General features: G+C 46.2%; 9 protein-coding genes. 7 read left to right on the top strand and 2 right to left on the bottom strand.

Annotation, left to right across the window (positions count from 1 at the left end; translation table 11 throughout):
* Positions 1 to 110: 110 nt before the first annotated feature.
* On the bottom strand, positions 111 to 1,109 hold the full coding sequence (locus GL182_RS07630) for a DUF1080 domain-containing protein (protein WP_163379039.1): 999 nt from the start codon (positions 1,107 to 1,109) through the stop codon (positions 111 to 113).
* A 750-nt stretch (positions 1,110 to 1,859) separates the two neighbouring features.
* Here GL182_RS07630 and GL182_RS07625 point away from each other — a divergent pair.
* The 5 genes from GL182_RS07625 to GL182_RS07605 all read left to right on the top strand — a co-directional run bounded on the left by GL182_RS07625 (position 1,860) and on the right by GL182_RS07605 (position 12,905).
* Positions 1,860 to 5,054, top strand: a complete 3,195-nt coding sequence (locus tag GL182_RS07625) for a SusC/RagA family TonB-linked outer membrane protein (RefSeq protein WP_163379038.1) — start codon at positions 1,860 to 1,862, stop codon at positions 5,052 to 5,054.
* 52 nt (positions 5,055 to 5,106) lie between these two features.
* Positions 5,107 to 6,585, top strand: coding sequence for a SusD/RagB family nutrient-binding outer membrane lipoprotein (locus GL182_RS07620; protein ID WP_163379037.1), 1,479 nt, complete (start codon positions 5,107 to 5,109; stop codon positions 6,583 to 6,585).
* Between the two features lie 33 nt (positions 6,586 to 6,618).
* Positions 6,619 to 8,379 carry a hypothetical protein gene (locus tag GL182_RS07615; protein ID WP_240469729.1) on the top strand — a complete coding sequence of 587 codons (1,761 nt, stop codon included), beginning with the start codon at positions 6,619 to 6,621 and terminating at the stop codon, positions 8,377 to 8,379.
* A gap of 209 nt (positions 8,380 to 8,588) precedes the next feature.
* Entirely contained in the window at positions 8,589 to 10,100 is a 1,512-nt protein-coding gene (locus tag GL182_RS07610) for a sulfatase (protein ID WP_163379036.1), read from the top strand.
* A gap of 69 nt (positions 10,101 to 10,169) precedes the next feature.
* Positions 10,170 to 12,905 (top strand): DUF6797 domain-containing protein, encoded by a 2,736-nt coding sequence (locus tag GL182_RS07605; RefSeq protein ID WP_163379035.1) that lies wholly within the window; start codon positions 10,170 to 10,172, stop codon positions 12,903 to 12,905.
* Positions 12,906 to 13,329: 424 nt separating this feature from the next.
* Here GL182_RS07605 and GL182_RS07600 read toward each other — a convergent pair whose 3' ends face one another.
* The gene (locus tag GL182_RS07600) at positions 13,330 to 14,892 is read right to left on the bottom strand and encodes an L-serine ammonia-lyase, iron-sulfur-dependent, subunit alpha (protein ID WP_163379034.1); all 1,563 of its coding nucleotides are present in this window, start codon (positions 14,890 to 14,892) and stop codon (positions 13,330 to 13,332) included.
* 185 nt (positions 14,893 to 15,077) lie between these two features.
* On the opposite strand from GL182_RS07600, the gene GL182_RS07595 reads away from it, so the two are divergent.
* Together GL182_RS07595 and GL182_RS07590 are read left to right on the top strand one after the other, a co-directional pair.
* Positions 15,078 to 15,956, top strand: coding sequence for an AraC family transcriptional regulator (locus tag GL182_RS07595; protein ID WP_163379033.1), 879 nt, complete (start codon positions 15,078 to 15,080; stop codon positions 15,954 to 15,956).
* Positions 15,957 to 16,216: 260 nt separating this feature from the next.
* On the top strand, positions 16,217 to 18,445 hold the full coding sequence (locus GL182_RS07590) for a S9 family peptidase (protein ID WP_163379032.1): 2,229 nt from the start codon (positions 16,217 to 16,219) through the stop codon (positions 18,443 to 18,445).
* Positions 18,446 to 18,466: the final 21 nt, after the last annotated feature.

Genomic DNA, 18,466 nt, shown 5'->3' with positions numbered 1-18,466 from the left:
TTTCTGCCTGTTATTTGGAAATAACGTTATCCTGGAATTAGGTGAGAGGTCTTACGAGGAAATAGGTGCTCTTTTCAGATAATCCTTATCCTAATTGTTAAACCACTCAATTATTCAACTGGGGTAAGGACAATATTCCTATAACTCACCTTGCCATGATCTCCCTGAAGATATATTGGTCCGGGAGCCAGCACCTCAGCACTCATGGCCCCTCCGGTGGGGCCCCAGGCTGGTTCATTGTCAATGATTTTTTTACCATTTAAAATAACCGTAACGTGGCGATCTACCAGGGTAATATCCATAGATTGCCATTCCCCTGCCGGTTTTTCAGCGGCCAAATCCGGAGTAATTCGGCTGTACAAAGCACCCATGTTGTGTGAATCCAGCGGTTTTCCATAAGAATCCACTACCTGGATTTCATAGATGCCCCGCAGGTATACACCGCTGTTGTTTCCCTCTGGTACGTTGACCTCTAGTTTTAGGTTAAAGTCTTCAAATTCCTGTTGGGTGCGAATGTTACCATAGGATATGTGCTCCCCATTTTCTGGCTGTACAGGATTGTTTACCAGAACACCGTTTTCTGCGGCAAAGCCATTGGTCTGGTTGGGATTCATCAGTTCCCAACCGGTAAGGTCCCCGCCGTTGAACAAGGAAATGGGATTGCCATAGCTGATTTGGGACAGGTCTGGTTTTTCCGGCATGGGAGGCATGCGTTTGGCGGTAAAGCGGGATTGGTATTCCCCGTTTCTTCCAGGTCCAGTCATGGTTCCTTTCAAGGATTCTCCGGATTTCTCTATCCGTAGGGTATGGGTGAGTACGTGCGTTCGCTCATCACTTTTTCGGGAGTTGCTCGTTCTCGTAACAACAAGGGTGTTATCATCTGCCAGGTAAACATGGGCCACAGGCAAGACACTTCCGCCAATCCAAAGTAGCTCGGCATCGAGGAATCCTTTCTCTTCGTTCACATGCAGCCACCCGACCCCACCGCCTTCGATTTCCAAACCCCACATGCCGAGGAAGGGATTGGCCAAAGGACTTTTGGAAGCGGGAATAACAAAACTACTTAATACAATAGCGAGCAGGAGGATAGGGCGAATGGTAGGTTTCATGGTGTTTTTTTGAGTTATTTTTCAGATTTACATTTATGGATAGGATGAATATCGAATGTACTAAAAATTTGAATTAAAACTTCAATTTGGTTGTGATATCAGGATCAGAAAGTGTCCTACTCCTGGTTTTAGAAGTGTTTACAGATTTTTAATTAAAATTTGATTTCTTCCTCTGACAGGATGCAGGATATAAAATTTAAAAACCAGGTTGTGGGGCTTATTGTCTTAATTTCCAGCCGAAACCCTTGAGCCGTAGCATCATTATCCGATTGTTTGCTATCTGCATTGCCAACAAAAAGGTATTTTGGATCTGACGGGACCATTATTGAAATACTTTTCCTTCCAATTCCGCATCCTCATTACAAGAATTAGTACCAATGATTGTCACAATTACCAAGTACAGGCTTATTTTTCTCCATCTTATCATTTTCATGGGCTTAGTTTTTTTATGATTAGTTATCTATTCAACGAATAGGGAACAATGATGTCATCAGGAAATTTCAGAAAATACCAAATGGAATATATTTCAATAGATCCCATTTTCCAATGAACAATCAGCTACGATGACGAATGGAGGCAAAATAAACATTTACAAAACAAAGTCAACGCTGTTCCTTATACTTCTCTACCTCAATTTCTTTTCAGCCACTTCATTTCGGTTAAGATACCATATTTTTTGGTTAAGATGTAGGATACAAAAGAGCCGGCATCAATCTAACTTAGCCTATCCTTAACACTTAATCAACGCATATGAAAAATTTTACCCTAAATCCCCTAAACCATAAAATATCCGGGATCCTTTGGATATTGATGGTTTTTATGATGACCGAAACCTTTGGTCAGAGCAGGGTTAGCGGCACTGTCCGCAATGAGACCAATGAGGCACTGCCCGGAGTCAGTATACTGGTGGTGGGCACCACCATTGGTACCGTGACGGATGTGGATGGTCAGTATTCCATCAATGTTCCCGAAGACGCTCAAAGCCTTTCTTTTTCGTTTATCGGTTTTGAATCCCAAACCCTGGATGCCAGCGGCAGAAGTACCCTGGACGTGGTCATGCGAGAGGATTCTCAGGACCTGGGAGAAGTGGTGGTGACCGCCTTCGGGGTACAACGCGAAAGAAAAGAACTGGGTTATACCGTACAAGCCCTGAAACCTGAAGACCTGACCTCTGCCAATGATTTTAACCTGGTCAATTCCCTGAGCGGAAAAATTGCTGGCGTGCAGGTGACGAATAGTGGCTCCCAGGTAGGAGCTTCCTCCCGGATTGTCATCCGGGGAAACGCTTCTTTCTCTGGAAATCAACCCCTGTTTGTGGTAGATGGCATTCCCATAGATAATTCCAGTAGTAACATCGGTGGTGCCGGAGGACTGGATTATGGGAATACAGCGGCAGACATTGACCCGGAAAACATTGCTTCCCTGACGGTCCTGAAGGGAGCCAATGCAGCAGCCCTCTATGGCAACCGGGCCACCCATGGGGTCATTCTGATTGAAACCAAAAAAGGACAACAGGGAAAAATGGGCCTGGGAGTAGAATTGAATTCTTCCATGGTTTTTGATGTACCCAGTTTTTTTATGAATTTCCAAAACGAATACGGGCCTGGACAAAGGGGCGGAGAATATGATTGGCAGCAATACCTGGAAAATAATCCGGGATCCAACCTGAGTTACAATGAATATGCCAAGCAAAATAGTTACAATTATGTGGACGGCACCGGTGGTGGGATCAACGAGAATGCCACTTCCTGGGGTCCGCGGTTTGATGCCGGTTTGCTACTGGATCAATGGGTAAAGGGACCCAACAGCCCCTGGGAGTCCATGCCCAATAATATCCATGACCACTACTTTCAGACCGGTAAAAACTTCATCAACCAGGTGGCTGTAACGGCAAAGGGCAAACAAGCCTATGGAAGGGTAGCCTTTTCCAACCGGCAAATGAATGGCACATTTTACAATACGGACCAGACGGTCAATACCTTTAACGCCAGCCTCACCCTGCTGCCCACCGACAAGTTGAAGGTCAGTTCTGACTTTAATTATGTCAACCGTTTTAGTGATAATATACCGGTGGTTTCTTATGGTTCGATGACCAAACTGGCTTGGGGAGCCTTTAGGAATATTCCCCTGGACGAAGTCCGGAAAGTGTATGAGGAGCATGGCAATGAAATGGGTAGCGGCTATAACATAAATTCCAATAACTTCTATTACGATCTGGAAAATACCAATAGTATGAACCGTCAGCGGTTTTTTGGAAATATCAATATAGATTACCAGCTCAATGATTGGCTTTCAGCCGATTGGGTTACCGGATTGGATTATTACAATGAAGAGCGGGAATCCATTACCCTTTCCAGAACCAGGGCCAACATCAATAATAACATGGGCGGTCAGTTTTCCCTCTCTGATCAAAGCAGGCAAGAGTTTAACAGTGACATCCGGCTGAACATCAACAAGGAATTTGCCAATGATTTCTCCCTGGTAGCATTGGTAGGAGGAAATTTTCGCCAGAATAAGTTCAATTCCATTTCTTTGAGCGCTCCAGACCTGGCCGTTCCGGACCTTTTCAATATTTCCAATGTAAGAGGGACTCCTGGAACAGGTATGTTTGAAAGCCTGAGAGAAACCTATAGTATTTATTCCTCAGCCACATTGGGGTACAAAGGATATTTGTTTTTGGGTGCTACCGGACGGAACGACTGGAGTTCCACGCTGCCAGAAGCAAACCGGTCCTATTTCTACCCTTCTGTAAACCTGGCATTTACCCTGTCTGAGGCACTGGAGTTTAATTCCTCTACCCTTAGCCATGCTCAGGTTCGGGCCAGCCTGGCGCAGGTAGGTTCAGATACAGATCCTTACCAACTTATGGGTACCTATGGTACCACTTCTTTCAACAATATTTCCCTGTTCACCCCCACAGCGGTTAAGCCACCTGCCAATTTATTACCGGAAATGACCACTTCTTTCGAGGTAGGCGCTGATTTGCGGTTTTTTGATGATAAGGTTTCTCTGGATGCAACCTATTACCGGCAGGTAACGGAAAACATGATATTGCAGGTACCGACAGCCAGATCCACGGGTTATGCCTCTCAATTGATCAATGCGGCGGAGATTGAAAACCAGGGGATTGAATTGATTCTGAGGGCCAGGATGATGCAAAGGGGAGACTTCTCCTGGGATGCCACCGTCAACTGGGCAAAGAATACCAGCACGGTAGTTTCTTTATATGAAGGTTTGGAGAACATCACCATTGCCTCCGGATTTGGCGGAGTGCGCCTGGTGGGTACCCCCGGACAGCCCTGGGGCGACCTGAGCGGTTTGCCTTATGTGCGGGACGACAATGGCAACATCATGATCAGTGCCAACGGTACCCCAATGACCACCAACCAGCAAGTGATCCTGGGAAATGTGACTCCAGACTGGATTGGAGGCATACAGAATAGTTTCCGCTATAGAAATTTCAGTTTCGGTGGCCTGCTTGACTTCAGAACGGGCGGCGATTTCTTCAGTACCACTTTATGGCATTCCTATCCCACAGGTGCTTTTCAAAACACCGTGCAAAACAATGTCAGGGAAGAAGGCATTATCGTAGATGGAGTCAAGGGAGACGGCTCCCCCAATGATGTGCGCATCTCTGCTCAGGATTATTATAACGGTTCCTGGGTATGGAACAACCACGAATATTCCATTGTAGATGGCTCTTTTGTCAAGCTTCGGGAATTGACCTTTGGCTACCGGTTCAATGTCTGGCAATTACAGAACGTTAATTTCTCCGTTTTTGCCCGGAACCTTGCCATCCTCCACCGCAGTGCTAAAGCGAAGGAGCTGGGCCTTGACCCGGAGTCTGCCTCCCAAATGGGTGGTGGAGAAGCCGGTACCGGATTTGAAAACTTCATGCCCCCAACCAACCGGTCTTATGGATTTAACCTGCGGATTACCCTTTAATGGGGTACCTGCCAGTTGGGTAAAATTGTTAATTTGCTAAATTCTGCTAAAAATGAAACATATCATAACATCTAAATTCACCGGCCTGGTAATGGCTTTCGTGATGGTTTTCGCTTCCTGTACGGAAGATTGGAATGAAATGAACATCAATCCCAATCAGCCATCAGAGGTACCGGCAAGTAATGTGCTAGGTGCTGGCATGACAGTAGTGGCCGGTCAGTTGTTTGGAGAGCGTATAGGCATCTATTATGCGGGTACCTGGTCTGGACAACTTGCCGCCATAGGCGCCGGAGATTATGAGTTCCGGGTAGATATCAACAATGGGCAATGGGATAACCTGTACCGGGCGATGGCCTACTTTGTGGATGCCGGAAAAATCGCCAGGGAAGGAGGTAACCAAAACCTGGAAGCCGTTTCCCTGATCATGAAGGCCTATACCGGTCATCAGGTGACGGACATGTGGGGAGATATTCCCTATACCCAGGCCTTCCTTTTGGATGAAGAAGGGATATTGAGTCCTGAATTTGATTCTCAGGCAGTAGTTTACGACAAGATCCTATCAGAATTGGATCAGGCCAATTCCATGCTCGACCCCAATGGTATGGCACTGGGAGTGGGGGATTTCATTTATGGAGGAGATATCATGCAATGGAAAAAGTTTGCGAACTCTATCCGCTTGAGAGTAGCCATGCGCATGTCCTCCGTTGTGCCACAGGAGGCTGCGGCGGTTCTGGCTGAGATATTGGGTAATCCAGCTACTTATCCCGTATTTGAAGACCACACGGATAATGCCTACCTAAACTGGCCTGGGGTCAGTTCCAATATAGAGCCCTGGAGGCAGCGATTGGGAACGCCCAGCAATAAAAATGACCAATACAGAACCAATTATGACCTGATCAGTATCCTGGAAAATCTGGATGATCCCCGGTTGCCGGTTTATGCAGACAGGAATCAAAATGGTGCATTCAATGGTTATAAAATGGGGATAGGGCAGACCAGCGACCCCATGAATTCCCAGGCCAATGTTTCTCATATAGGGGACCGTTTTGGTTACGATGACACCGGCTTTTCTCCCTTTATGAACGCCTCCCAGGTATGGTTTATCAAGGCTGAGGCCTATGAAAGGGACCTGGTTTCCGGTGGGAATAGCCAGGAAGCCTATGAAAAAGGCATTGAAGTGTCTTTGGAAGAAAATGGGATCGCTCCGGAAATGATCGATGCCTACCTGCAGCAGCCGGGAGTAGCCTGGGGTTCCGGATCTTCTACCAATCTTGAAAAAATACGGCTGCAGAATTGGCTTGCTTTGTACAAACAAAGTGTGGAAGCCTGGGCAGAGGTGAGAAGAACTGATGTCCCCTTATTGGATAAGGTATCTAATGATTACGCAAATAACCACAACCGACCACCATTTCGCATGTCCTATCCCGCCAACGAAATTGCCCATAATCAAAGTTTTCCTTCTGATATTGAAGAAGAGGACATCTTTTATGGGATACAGCTCTGGTGGGATACCCGTACCGGCGTGGAATAGCACAGGGTTGATGACGATTTAATTGATAATCATATGTATATACGAATTTTAGTGAGTGCCTTATTATTGGGAATCAGTGGCCTGGTGGTGCATGTTTCCGGACCCTTGAACAAAGACCCGATCAAGGCAGGTTATGAAATTTCCCAAAAAGCCAATGGACTCCACGGATACATTGGCTATAGCTCTCCCAGGCGTCCGGATGGATTTGGAGCAGGGATTGGCTTTTATACAGCAGTATGGCCGCTGGTGGAAAGGCCCCTGGCAGGCTTTCAGATTGGCTTGCCCGGAAATTGGATCATACCGGATAATCCGGACAACACGGATATCCCCTGCTGTCCGGAAGGGACCATTGCCAGGACCTGGGAACCCAGAGGTCCTACCTGGGCCAGTGTTTTTCAAACCCAGGAAGGGGGATTGGGCTATTGGCGGGGAAACCGCTACCACTACGGACCACCCAAATTCAGTATGAACGGTGTACCCAATTGTTACAATTCCGAAATTGCATCTCCAGGTTGGCCCTTCTTTTACCGGGCGGAAGCCCTGCCGGAGGATGAATTGGGCATTGCACAACTTAGCAACCGGATAGTGGTACCACCGGATGGGATCACCTTTGTGGAGGACCTGGATGGTAAGTTCCTGGGTTATACACATATGATGCTGCCCCTGACCGAAAAAAGGGATGGACCGCCACCAACCGGCGATCAAAGCTGGACCCTCTTTCTCAATGCAGCTAATTTCAAAGGACCTGTTGCTTATTATATTCCCGAAATGTGGAGCAGGCTCTCCAAAGATTACCCAGTCATAGAAGGTATGGGGTTGGATGCCCGTGAAGGCACCATGGGTGGGGGAGGTGCCATGGAAATCAATACAGTGCCTTCCTTTGAAATGGAGACTGCTGACGGTGAGCTCTTTATCAAAATTCCTCAATTGCAATTCCCCGTAGATGCCCAGGGTCGTTCTGTTCTGGTGCAGGACGTTACTTATTATTCCAAAGATGCTTTGTTTAATCCGGTTAAAAAGTGGAAAAATGGGGGGAAAGCTGTTTCCGGAGCATTTAGTGAAGCCCATTCCTGGAAGCCTGATATCAGTCCCAGGAAAATTTCCCTTGACCAGGGAGCACAGTTAAATGCCGGTGGTACGCAATTGGGAGCACTGGAGACCGTGGTGGAGACTACCGTCAATGAGGTCAATGCCTTTGGCCTGCAATGGCAGGACAATCCCTATGCTGACAAGGGTTTATTCCCTCAGTATTTCAAGCAGCAGGGAGAGCAGCGCATACCCATAACGGAGGAAGAGGTGCCAGCCGAATTGAGAGCAAGTACCTTTGCCGGAGCAGAGACAGAGGAACAATACATCAATTGGAGAGATGGAAATGAAATCGTTCCGGGAAATTTCAGAATTGATAAAGACCTTCCCTATTCTACACCTGAATCAGGAGCATGGACAAACCCGGGACCTGTTTCTGAAGCCTATTCCATTGACCTGAAGGATGGTTCCACCCTTACCTACAAATGGTATCGCTTTATAGATCAGCCTTCCTTCCAGCAGTTTGACTGGAGCAGGGAAGAAAAGGAAGCCTTGCAGCAGCTGGTAGAAAAGATCCATGAAAGCTGGACCATAGACAAAACCTACATGGCTCCCCCTACTGCAGGGGAACTGGTAGCCATAGATCCAGCCCTGATCCTCACACCACCTGCTGGAATGGAAGTAGGTTATGTCCCTATCGTTGTTCGCCAGGAAAGGAAAATGAACGCTTCAAAGAAAGCTAAAATGTCTCCGTTGGCTGATTTATAGGTATTTGGTAAACATACTGCCGGTTGACTAAAAAGATGCTTTTTCACCCGTTTTTTTAGTCACTATTATCACCCAAACAAACCCAAAAGATGCCGGTAGCTTTTGGGTTTTGTTTACCCGAAAATTCTGGCAATTCTTTTTGCATTGCCTTGGTGCAAACTCCTGACAAGATGCAGTATATGACTACAAATAGGAAATGGTTACTTTGGATGGTTGTACTTTGGTATTTTTCCCTCGATTCCGTCCATTCCCAAAGTAAGCCCGCATATCCTCCGAATATCATAATTTTCCTAACAGACGATTTGGGATATGGTGACCTGGGAAGTTATGGCCATCCCTTTATTAAAACACCAAACCTCGACCAGTTTGCCGGAGAGGGGGTAAGAATGACTGATATGCATTCAGCTGCAGCAGTTTGCTCACCTTCCCGGGCCGCTATCCTTACAGGTAGGAACGGCTACAGAAGCGGTTTTTATAATATTGCCGGATTTTTTGGTACGACTCTGGACAAAAATGAAATCACCCTGCCCCAATTGCTGCAGGAGGCGGGTTACGAAACGGCATTTTTCGGCAAATGGCACCTTTCCAAACTGGAGTCCCCCGATGAAGTATCGGTAAATGAAATGGGCTTTGATTATTCACTGGCTACCTCAGTCAATGCCTTTGGGACAGGCCCTAAAAATCCTGATAAATTTTTAAGAAATGGCATACCTGTAGGGGAGATGGAAGGTTGGTATGTGGACATTGTCTCCCGGGAGGCCGCAGATTGGATCGCTGAGAAAAGGGACAAAGACAAACCTTTTTTTATCATCATTTCTACCAACGAACCGCATACGCCCATTGATCCGCCCAAAAATTTTGCCAGTTTATATGACTCAGAAGAAATCCGGACACTAAGCCAGCAGGTTTCCTATGGTGGGGTGAAACGGCCGGAGAGGGATATCTCTCCCTACGCAAAACAATATTATGGTACCGTATCTCAGGTAGATGACTCATTTGGTGCTTTTATGCAATTTATTGATAATCAGGGACTGAAAGATAGTACCTTGGTCATATTCACCAGTGACAATGGCCCGGAATACCCGGTAACCCTGGAGGAATCTCACGGAGAGTGGGATGATCCCATCCGGGATAAATGTTTTGGCACACCGGGCATGCTGCGGGGAATGAAGCGGTTCCCCTACGAAGGAGGGCACCGGGTGCCAGGAATCATTCGATGGCCGGGACATATCCCGGCAGGAACCGTGAGTGATCAGTTATTTAACGGTACTGACTTTTTACCTACCCTTTGTAAACTGGCAGGGGCCAACGTTCCAAAGGACAGAACCATTGATGGGACGGATGCCTTCAATGCCTTCCTGGGAAGGAGTTATGAAAGAAAGGTTTTGCCCATCTGGTTTTTTCTATTGAATTCCTCTCACATGCCGGGCATGGCACAAATGGCCATGCGCTATCAGGATTATGTACTGGTAGGAAAACTTGCCCCCAGACGGGAAAATTTTGGTGGAACCGCTGCCGAAGGAACCTTTCCGGCAGTGGATTGGCTGAAAACAGCCATACCGGATGACTTTGAGTTATACCATATCAAAGAAGATCCCGGTCAAAGAAAAGATATCGCCCTGCAGGAATATGACACCTACCTGGAATTGATCCCAAAAATGCAGCAACTCTGGCTGGATATACGGGATGAAGGACCCTGGTGGGGCCGAATTCCCGATTAATGCCATTGCCATTGTTTTTTATTAACCGGATTTGAATTATATTTTGAAAATAGAATACCCTTTAATAACATGAACGTAAAATTTACTGCCTGGTACAGCCCTCTGATCGTATTGATGATGTTGGCTTGCCAAAAGAATTCGGACAAGGAATCGCTTTCAGATACCGCTGGATCCGGTTTTATCCTTCAGGAAGCCGACCTACCGGAATATGAGAAGAACATCGACCACATGGGCTTGCTGGAGGCATTGGGCGACAGGCACGGAGAATCCATGCGCACAGGGCAGCACATCTACAGCAATACTTGCTTCAATTGCCACGGAGATCCGGAGCAGGAGGGCTCCCTGCCTACTGCTTTTAAGTTCTGGAAGGATGCTTTCAAGGTAGGTAACGATCCCTATGCCATTTACCAGACCCTCACCCGGGGACATGGAGCCATGCCACCTCAGGTGAACCTTAGTCCGGTGGAAAAATATGATGTCATTCATTATGTCAGAGAGACATTTGTCAAAGAAGAAAATCCTTCACAGTATTTTGATATCGATGCAGCCTACCTGGCAGACCTGCCAGTTGGTACGACCATGGGCCCGGAACCCAGGGAATACAAGCCCTGGGCAGAGATGGATTATGGGAATTTTTTGATCAATACCTATGAGTTGGTAGATGAAGACGCTCCTCCGAGGGAACGGTCTACCGGACCGGTACAGCCCCTTCCGGATGAAGATTTTGGGGACGCCAATTTTGCCTATAAGGGCATTGCTGTAAGGCTGGATCAGGGTGTGGGAGGGGTAGCCGCTGGAAATGCCTGGATGATGTTTGACCACGACCTGATGCGGATGGCTGGGGCCTGGACAGGAGAAGGTTTTATCGATTGGGAAGCCATTTTATTCAATGAAAAGCACAACATTTCCCCCAGAACTATCGGCAAGCTGCATGTGGAAAATGAAACAGGTCCCGGATGGGCCCATCCGGAGACAGGTACTTTCAAGGATCCCCGTTTTCAGGCCAGAGATGGAAGAAAATTTGGCCCTCTCCCCAGGGAATGGGCGCATTTCAAAGGCCTTTATCCGTATGGCGACCGCCTTATCATGAGTTATACGGTGGGTAGTACACCAATTTTGGAAACTTTTGGCCTGGATTCCCTGGAGAATAACCCTGTTTTTACCCGGACATTGAATATCAAACCTGCCGGAGGACTGTTGAAAATGCGGGTAGCTCCCCCGGGCACTGCTGTCGCGCTGATGGGGGAAGGAGCTGAATTGAATGAAGAAAACGACTATCAGGTGGTACATGTCAAGGAATCCTCGGGGCTAGTGAAGATCAAAATATTTTTGGCAGCGCCCGGTGTTTCCGGCCTGGAGGAATTGGCCAGGTCCGCTGCTCCAGCGGAGTCTCTGGAGGAATTTACCAGGGGAGGCCCTGCCCGCTATCCTGAAAAACTGGAAACGAATATCGTGCAGGGAGAGCAGGAGGGGGCCTTTCAGGTGGATGTCCTGAATCCGCCGTTTAATAGTCCATGGAAAAACCAGTTGCGCTTGAGTGGATTGGATTTTTTCCGGGACCGAAATAGGGCAGTGGTGTGTGCTACAGATGGAGATGTGTGGTTGGTGGAAGGCTTTACGCAAAATGAGGAAACACTTACCTGGCAAAGGATCGCTTCCGGTTTGTTTCAGCCACTGGGCATCAAGGTGATTGACGAAGAAATTTTTGTTACCTGCCGGGACCAGATCGTCCGTTTACACGATTTTAATGGTGACCAGGAAGCAGATTATTACGAAAGTTTCAATAATGACCACCAGGTGACCGATCATTTTCATGAATTTGCCATGGGTCTGCAAGCCGATGAGCAGGGAAACCTGTACTATGCCAAAAGTGCACGGCATGCCCGGGAAGCACTGGTTCCCCAACACGGCACGCTTTTAAAGGTTAGCCCCGATGGAGAAAAAACCGAAATTATTGCTTCTGGCTTCAGGGCAGCTAATGGCGTTTGTATCAATCCGGACGGTTCTTTTATCGTCACGGATCAGGAAGGGCATTGGAACCCCATGAACCGGATCAACTGGGTAGAAGAAGGTGGCTTTTACGGCAATATGTTTGGCTATGATCCACCAGCGGACAGTACCGATTCCGGCATGGAGCAGCCGCTTGTTTGGGTGGAAAGGGAACGTGATCGGTCTCCTTCAGAACTGCTTTGGGTAGAAAGTGATAAATGGGGTCCACTGAACGGGAAGCTGTTGAGTTTTTCCTATGGCTATGGCAAGGTATACCTGGTTCCTTTTGAAAAAGTAGGCGGGCAGGTGCAGGGAGGAATCGTTGAATTGCCTCTTCCCCGTTTTGCCACCGGCGTCATGCGCGGAAGGTTCAATCCGGAAGATGGTCATTTGTATCTTTGTGGGTTGTCCGCCTGGGGTTCCACCCAACCTCAATTGGGTGGTCTTTACCGCATCCGGATGACCGGCGAACCAGTGAATTTACCAGTAGACATACAAGCGCAAAAAGATGGGGTTTTGCTGACTTTTACTGAAAAGTTGGACGAAGGCAGTGTAAAGGAATTGTCCAATTACTCTGTGGCCACCTGGGATTTGTTGCGTTCGAGAAAATATGGATCCAAACATTATAATGAAAAGGAATTGGAGGTTACTTCAGCTGAGCTGGGTACCGACGGAAAATCCATAAAACTTAAAATACCAAATATTGAACCTACCTGGGTAATGGAAATCAATTACCAGCTGGAAAGCGATCAGGGTGAAGTGATCGAAGGCCTGGTACAAAATACCATTCACCGCTTGGGGGAGGTGTCTTCTTAGCAAACAGAATTTGCAACTCCATTTATGTGTACGTCTGGGGGATCATAAATTCCGAGGAGCACGTGCTGTTCGACATTTGCAATGTCGAACCACAGATAATCAGGAATTGCAATCCTGCTTTCGTGCACATCAGGGGGATTACAAATCCCCCGAACTGTACCACGGGATTATAAATCCCGAGGAGCGGGTGCTGTTCGACATTTGCAATGTCGAACCACAGATAAGCAGGATTTGCAATCCTGCTTTCGTGCACATCAGAGGATTACAAATCCCCCGAACTGTACCACGGGATTATAAATCCCGAGGAGCGCATGTAGTTTAACATTTGCAACATCGAACTACAGATGAAAAGGAAGGCAAATAAAAATTCAACGGTACTTGAATTCCACTTTATCCTTCATAATTAAGAAGATCGAAGGATGCCTTAGCAGCTTTTATAAAATTGCCCTTTCCCTAGTCTTTTTTCGATTTCCTTGGCGGTTTTGGTAATGGAAAGTCCCCCGAGGTTGGTACACCTGAGGGTATTGGGGATGCTTTTTCCTACTTCATACATGGTTTCTATCACTTCATCCAGAGGGATCAGGTGATCATAATCTGCCAATGCCATATTGGCGCAAGAGAGGGCATTGGAGGCTGCCATGACGTTTTTATTCAGACAGGGAGCTTCTACCCGGTTACCAATAGGGTCGCAGATCATTCCCAGTGAACTTTGCAGGGCCATGGAGGCAGCAGAGATGCTCTGGTCCAGGTTTCCGCCTGCCAGGTATACAATGCCTGCAGCTGCCATGGAAGATCCGGATCCGCATTCGGCCTGGCACCCTCCCACTTCTGCAGCAAAGGTAGAATGGGCTGCGATGAAAACACCGATCAGTCCCGCAATCATCAGGGCTTTAACCGTTTCTTCTTCCGAAAGTCCCATGGTATCGGAAACCGCCAGCACAGCGCCAGGCATGGCCCCACAGGAACCGGCAGTAGGTGCAGCAACGATCACTCCCATGGAACTTTTGACTTCCATGATGGCAGATACGTACATGATAATCTTGTTCAGCACCTCTCCATCCACCAGCTTTTTGCTTTCCATCTGGGATTTGAATTTAACGGATTGAGGGCCCAGAATACGGTCCTCGTAGCTTGTTCCCTTAATGCCTGTGCTGACGGCATCTTTCAGGATTTTTCGTATGTTGTCCATTTTGGCCAGTACTTCCTCCTCAGAAATATTCCCTCTGATGCTTTCATACCTGACCGCCAATTCCCAGAGGCTAAGGTTTTTATCCTGGTTATAACGCATCATTTCCTCACAGGTGATGAAAGGAACGGTTTGATCTTTTTTGGTCAGCACCGGCAATACAGGCCTGATTTGTTTGACACGGGAAACGGTTTCCATTTCCCTTAAATCCTGTATGTCTTCCAGAAATTGTTGTGATTTAAGTTCAAGGAAAACCTGGTCTGCTGAGTGAAACGCCATGCTGTCAATGTCCTTTCTTTGCTCCAGGTACCTTTGTATGTTTTCATGGTCGGTAGTATATACCAGGGTCAGGAAGCAATCCCCGGCAAATGATACCCTGGCTCCGTCGATTTCAATTACTTCGATCATACCTCCACCGGTAGAGATGGCAATGACCTGATGCGTTTCCCAGGGATTGGTTAAGGTGATTTTATAGGTGTTTGGGTGCTCAGCTTGAATGTCCCTGATGTTAATTTTTACTTGAATGCCCGCTGCTCCCATGTGTTGCTCCGAGTGGACCAGGCGTTCATCATGAGCCTCCCAGCCCAAAAATCCTCCAAACAAGCCCATATCTGATCCCTGTTCCTTATGGGTGGTAGCCAGAGACCCTTTGGGGTCAAAATCTATCTCAATAGTTGAAATGCTTCCCTCCATCAGGTCATGGCAGATTCTGCCGATCCGTAGGGAAGCTGCACAATGGGAACTAGAGGGGCCTCTCATAACCGGCCCTACTACATCATTAAATATACTTGGAAAGTTCATTTACAATTTCTGTTTTGGTTAATAATAAATATAACACTTATTCGGGCGGATGTATTTTCAAATATTAGCCATTGTGTATACTATCTTAGCAATTTGCCTTTTCTTTGTGTACTTTTTTGCATTCTTTCTTCTTTTATCCTAATTTAATACCAGTATTTCATTCCATAATTCACATTGACCTGCCAATGCAACCTTTACATTTTAAAGTTCCGAAATTAGAAGAAGAAACCATCCGGGTGGAATGTTGGGATTTAGACAATTTTTTTGAACCCATACACTACCATGAGGAATTTCAGATCAGCCTGATATTGGAGGGTGAAGGTTCCCTCTTTGTGGCTGAAAGTGTGGTGCCTTTTAAAAAGAATGAAATTTTCCTGTTGGGGAAAAATCTACCACACGTTTTCAGAAACAAACATGTGAATTTTGGTGGGGCAGGTCACCGGAAATCAAAAGCTGTTTCTGTTTTTTTTAACCAGGATGTCCTGAAAAACTCACTCAATGAAATACCGGAAGCCTATTCCATTAAGCGATTAATTGATTTTGCCATTTATGGAGTAAAGATTTCGGATACCATGGAGGAGTCCATCAGTTTGAAGCTTAAAAACCTTCCCGATAAAAATTCATTCGAGAGATTTTTGGGGTTATTGGATATCCTTCAAAACATTTCAAGAGACAATAATTTAAATTTTATCTCTTCATTGGGAGTACCCATCCATTCTGTTCAGGAAAATCTACCCAAGATTAATTTGGTTTTTGAATACATCAGGAACCATTTCAGTGAAAGAATCACCTTGAAGCAGGTTGCGGAGATGGTAAACATGTCACCCACGGCTTTTTGCAGGTATTTCAAATACAAAAGTCAAAAAACCTTTTCCAGATTCCTGATTGAAGTCAGGATTGCCAATGCCTGCAGGCTGTTGTATCAGGATGATTTCAACACATCCGAATGTTGTTACAGTTCAGGCTATAATAACCTGTCGAATTTTCACAAGCATTTCAAAAGTGTTACCGGAATGACACCTCTGGAATACAGGAATAACATCCTTAAAAAGACCTCAGATTAAGCGAGTAATAATTGGATAAAGGAACTCCTGAAATATAAAGGACGGCCATTTTTTTCGCTATTTTTCATACCCTGACCTTCTCTTTTCTCATTTATTTGTGTCATCGCTAAAATACCATACCATTTGGCTAAAATGGTGGAATAGTAAATGTTTTCAAATACCATATCTTTATGGCTATAGTTTGTGGCCTGTTTTTACCTCTTATAAAGCTGGGTTTGAACATTTGGCTCTGTTTGGTATAAGCGTTAATCTAGAATTGAATGAAAAGAATTATTTTACTGAGCTTTTATTTTTTCACTTTTGCCGGTACGGTTTTTTCCCAAACAAATTTGAGTTTGGAGCACATTTTCGCTAAAGAAACCTTTAAGCAAAAACAGTTTGGGCCCATACGTTGGATGAAAGATTCCAAAGGGTATTCCAGTATAGAGGAAAATCAACAAATTGGGGGAGAAGATATTGTACGGTACAATCCTGCTACAGGAGAGAGAGAAATACTTGTTGCCGCAGAAGAGATAATCCCGGAGGGCGCAGATGACCCCTTGGAGGTATCAGATTATCACTGGTCTGCAGACAATCGAAAATTACTTGTTTTTACCAATACCAGGAAAGTGTGGAGGTACCATACCCGGGGTGATTATTGGGTGCTGGATCAGGATACCAGGGATTTAAGAAAATTAGGTAGGGGACTTCCGGAAAGCAGCCTGATGTTTGCCAAATTTTCGCCTGATGCTTCAAAAGTCGCCTATGTCAGCGAGTACAATATATTTGTTGAATCCCTCAGGACTGGAGAAATTAATCAAATAACGCAGGATGGTGGTGGAAATATCATCAATGGTACCTTTGATTGGGTATATGAAGAAGAATTGGGCTGCAGGGACGGGTTTAGATGGAGCCCGGACGGGGAGTCAATTGCCTACTGGCATTCCGATACCCAGGATATAGGAACTTTTTATCTGATCAATAATATTGATTCCATCTATTCCCAGCCTATTCCGCTTCCCTATCCCAAGGTAGGAGAAAAACTTTCTTCAGTGAAAGTAGGCGTAGTTTCAGCAGAGGGCGGAGAAAGCCAATGGTTTGATATTCCAGGTGACCCACAAAACAATTACCTGGCAAGAATGGATTTTATCCCGGAGTCACAGGAATTACTGATCCAGCAGTTAAACCGGAGGCAGAATACCAATACCGTCTGGATTGGCGATAGCAAAGACATGTCCCTTACCAGTATACTGGAGGAAAAGGAGGATACCTTTCTGGATATTCACGATAACCTGATCTGGTTGGAGGAGCAACAATATTTTACCTGGACCAGTGAAAGAGATGGCTGGAGGCACCTCTATAAAGTTTCCCGGGATGGTCAATCCATGACTTTGCTTACCCGGGGGGATTTTGATGTGGAAAGGATCAGTCATATCGATCCGGTAGCCGGTTACGTGTATTATATTGCTTCACCGGATAATTTCACCCAGAGATATTTGTACCGGAGTCCCCTTCACCAGACGGGAGAAGCTGAAAGGATTACCCCGATGGGAGCTCCCGGGCAGCATGCTTATCAGTTGTCACTGGATTCAAAGTATGCCATCCATACTTTTCAGAATGCCAGCACTCCACCGGTAATTTCCCTGATAACGCTTCCGGATCACCAAACACTTCGGGTTCTGGAAGATAATCAGAGACTTAAGGAGAGATACGATGATTTGGGGTTAAAACCGAAGGAATTTTTCAAGGTGGATATAGGAGAGGTGGTTTTGGATGCCTTTATGATCAAACCTGCTGATTTTGAGCCGAGCAAAAAATATCCCCTGATTTTCTATGTCTATGGAGAACCTGCGGGTTCCACCGTTCAGGACAGTTGGATGAATGGTGACCTGTGGCATCAATACCTCTCACAATTGGGCTATGTGGTTATTAGTATCGACAACAGGGGAACCAAAACGCCCAGAGGCAGGGATTGGAGGAAGTCCATTTATGGCCAAATCGGAATACTGGCATCAGAGGACCAACATGCAGCTGCCGAGAAAATACTGTCGACCTACGATTTCATTGATGGCTCCCGGGTGGGGATCTGGGGCTGGAGTGGAGGGGGGCAGATGACCTTAAACTGTATGTTCAGGTATCCTGACTTATATCAGACTGGGATCGCCGTATCCTTCGTTTCTGACCAAAGGCTTTATGATGCCACCTATCAGGAGCGGTACATGGGCTTACTGCAGGACAATGCAGCAGGGTATGATGAGGGCTCTCCGATCAATCATGCCAGTAACCTGGAGGGAAAGCTGATGATCATGCACGGTACAGCAGATGATAATGTCCATTATCAGAGTTTTGAAATGTTGGTGGATAAATTAATCGCTTACAATAAATTGTTTTCAATGATGTCTTATCCCATGCGGGCACATGGGATAAATGAGCGGGAGAACACGTCCTTACACCTGAGAAAAACCATGGAGAAATTCTGGTTGGAAAATTTAACCCCTGGGGGCAGGTAGTATTTACCTATTGGATTAATT

This window comes from Cyclobacterium sp. SYSU L10401 (genome assembly GCF_010993705.1).
GTDB lineage: Bacteria > Bacteroidota > Bacteroidia > Cytophagales > Cyclobacteriaceae > Cyclobacterium.
The sequence above is the reverse complement of the archived record's forward strand: the minus strand, read 5'-3'. Positions and strand labels throughout refer to the sequence as shown.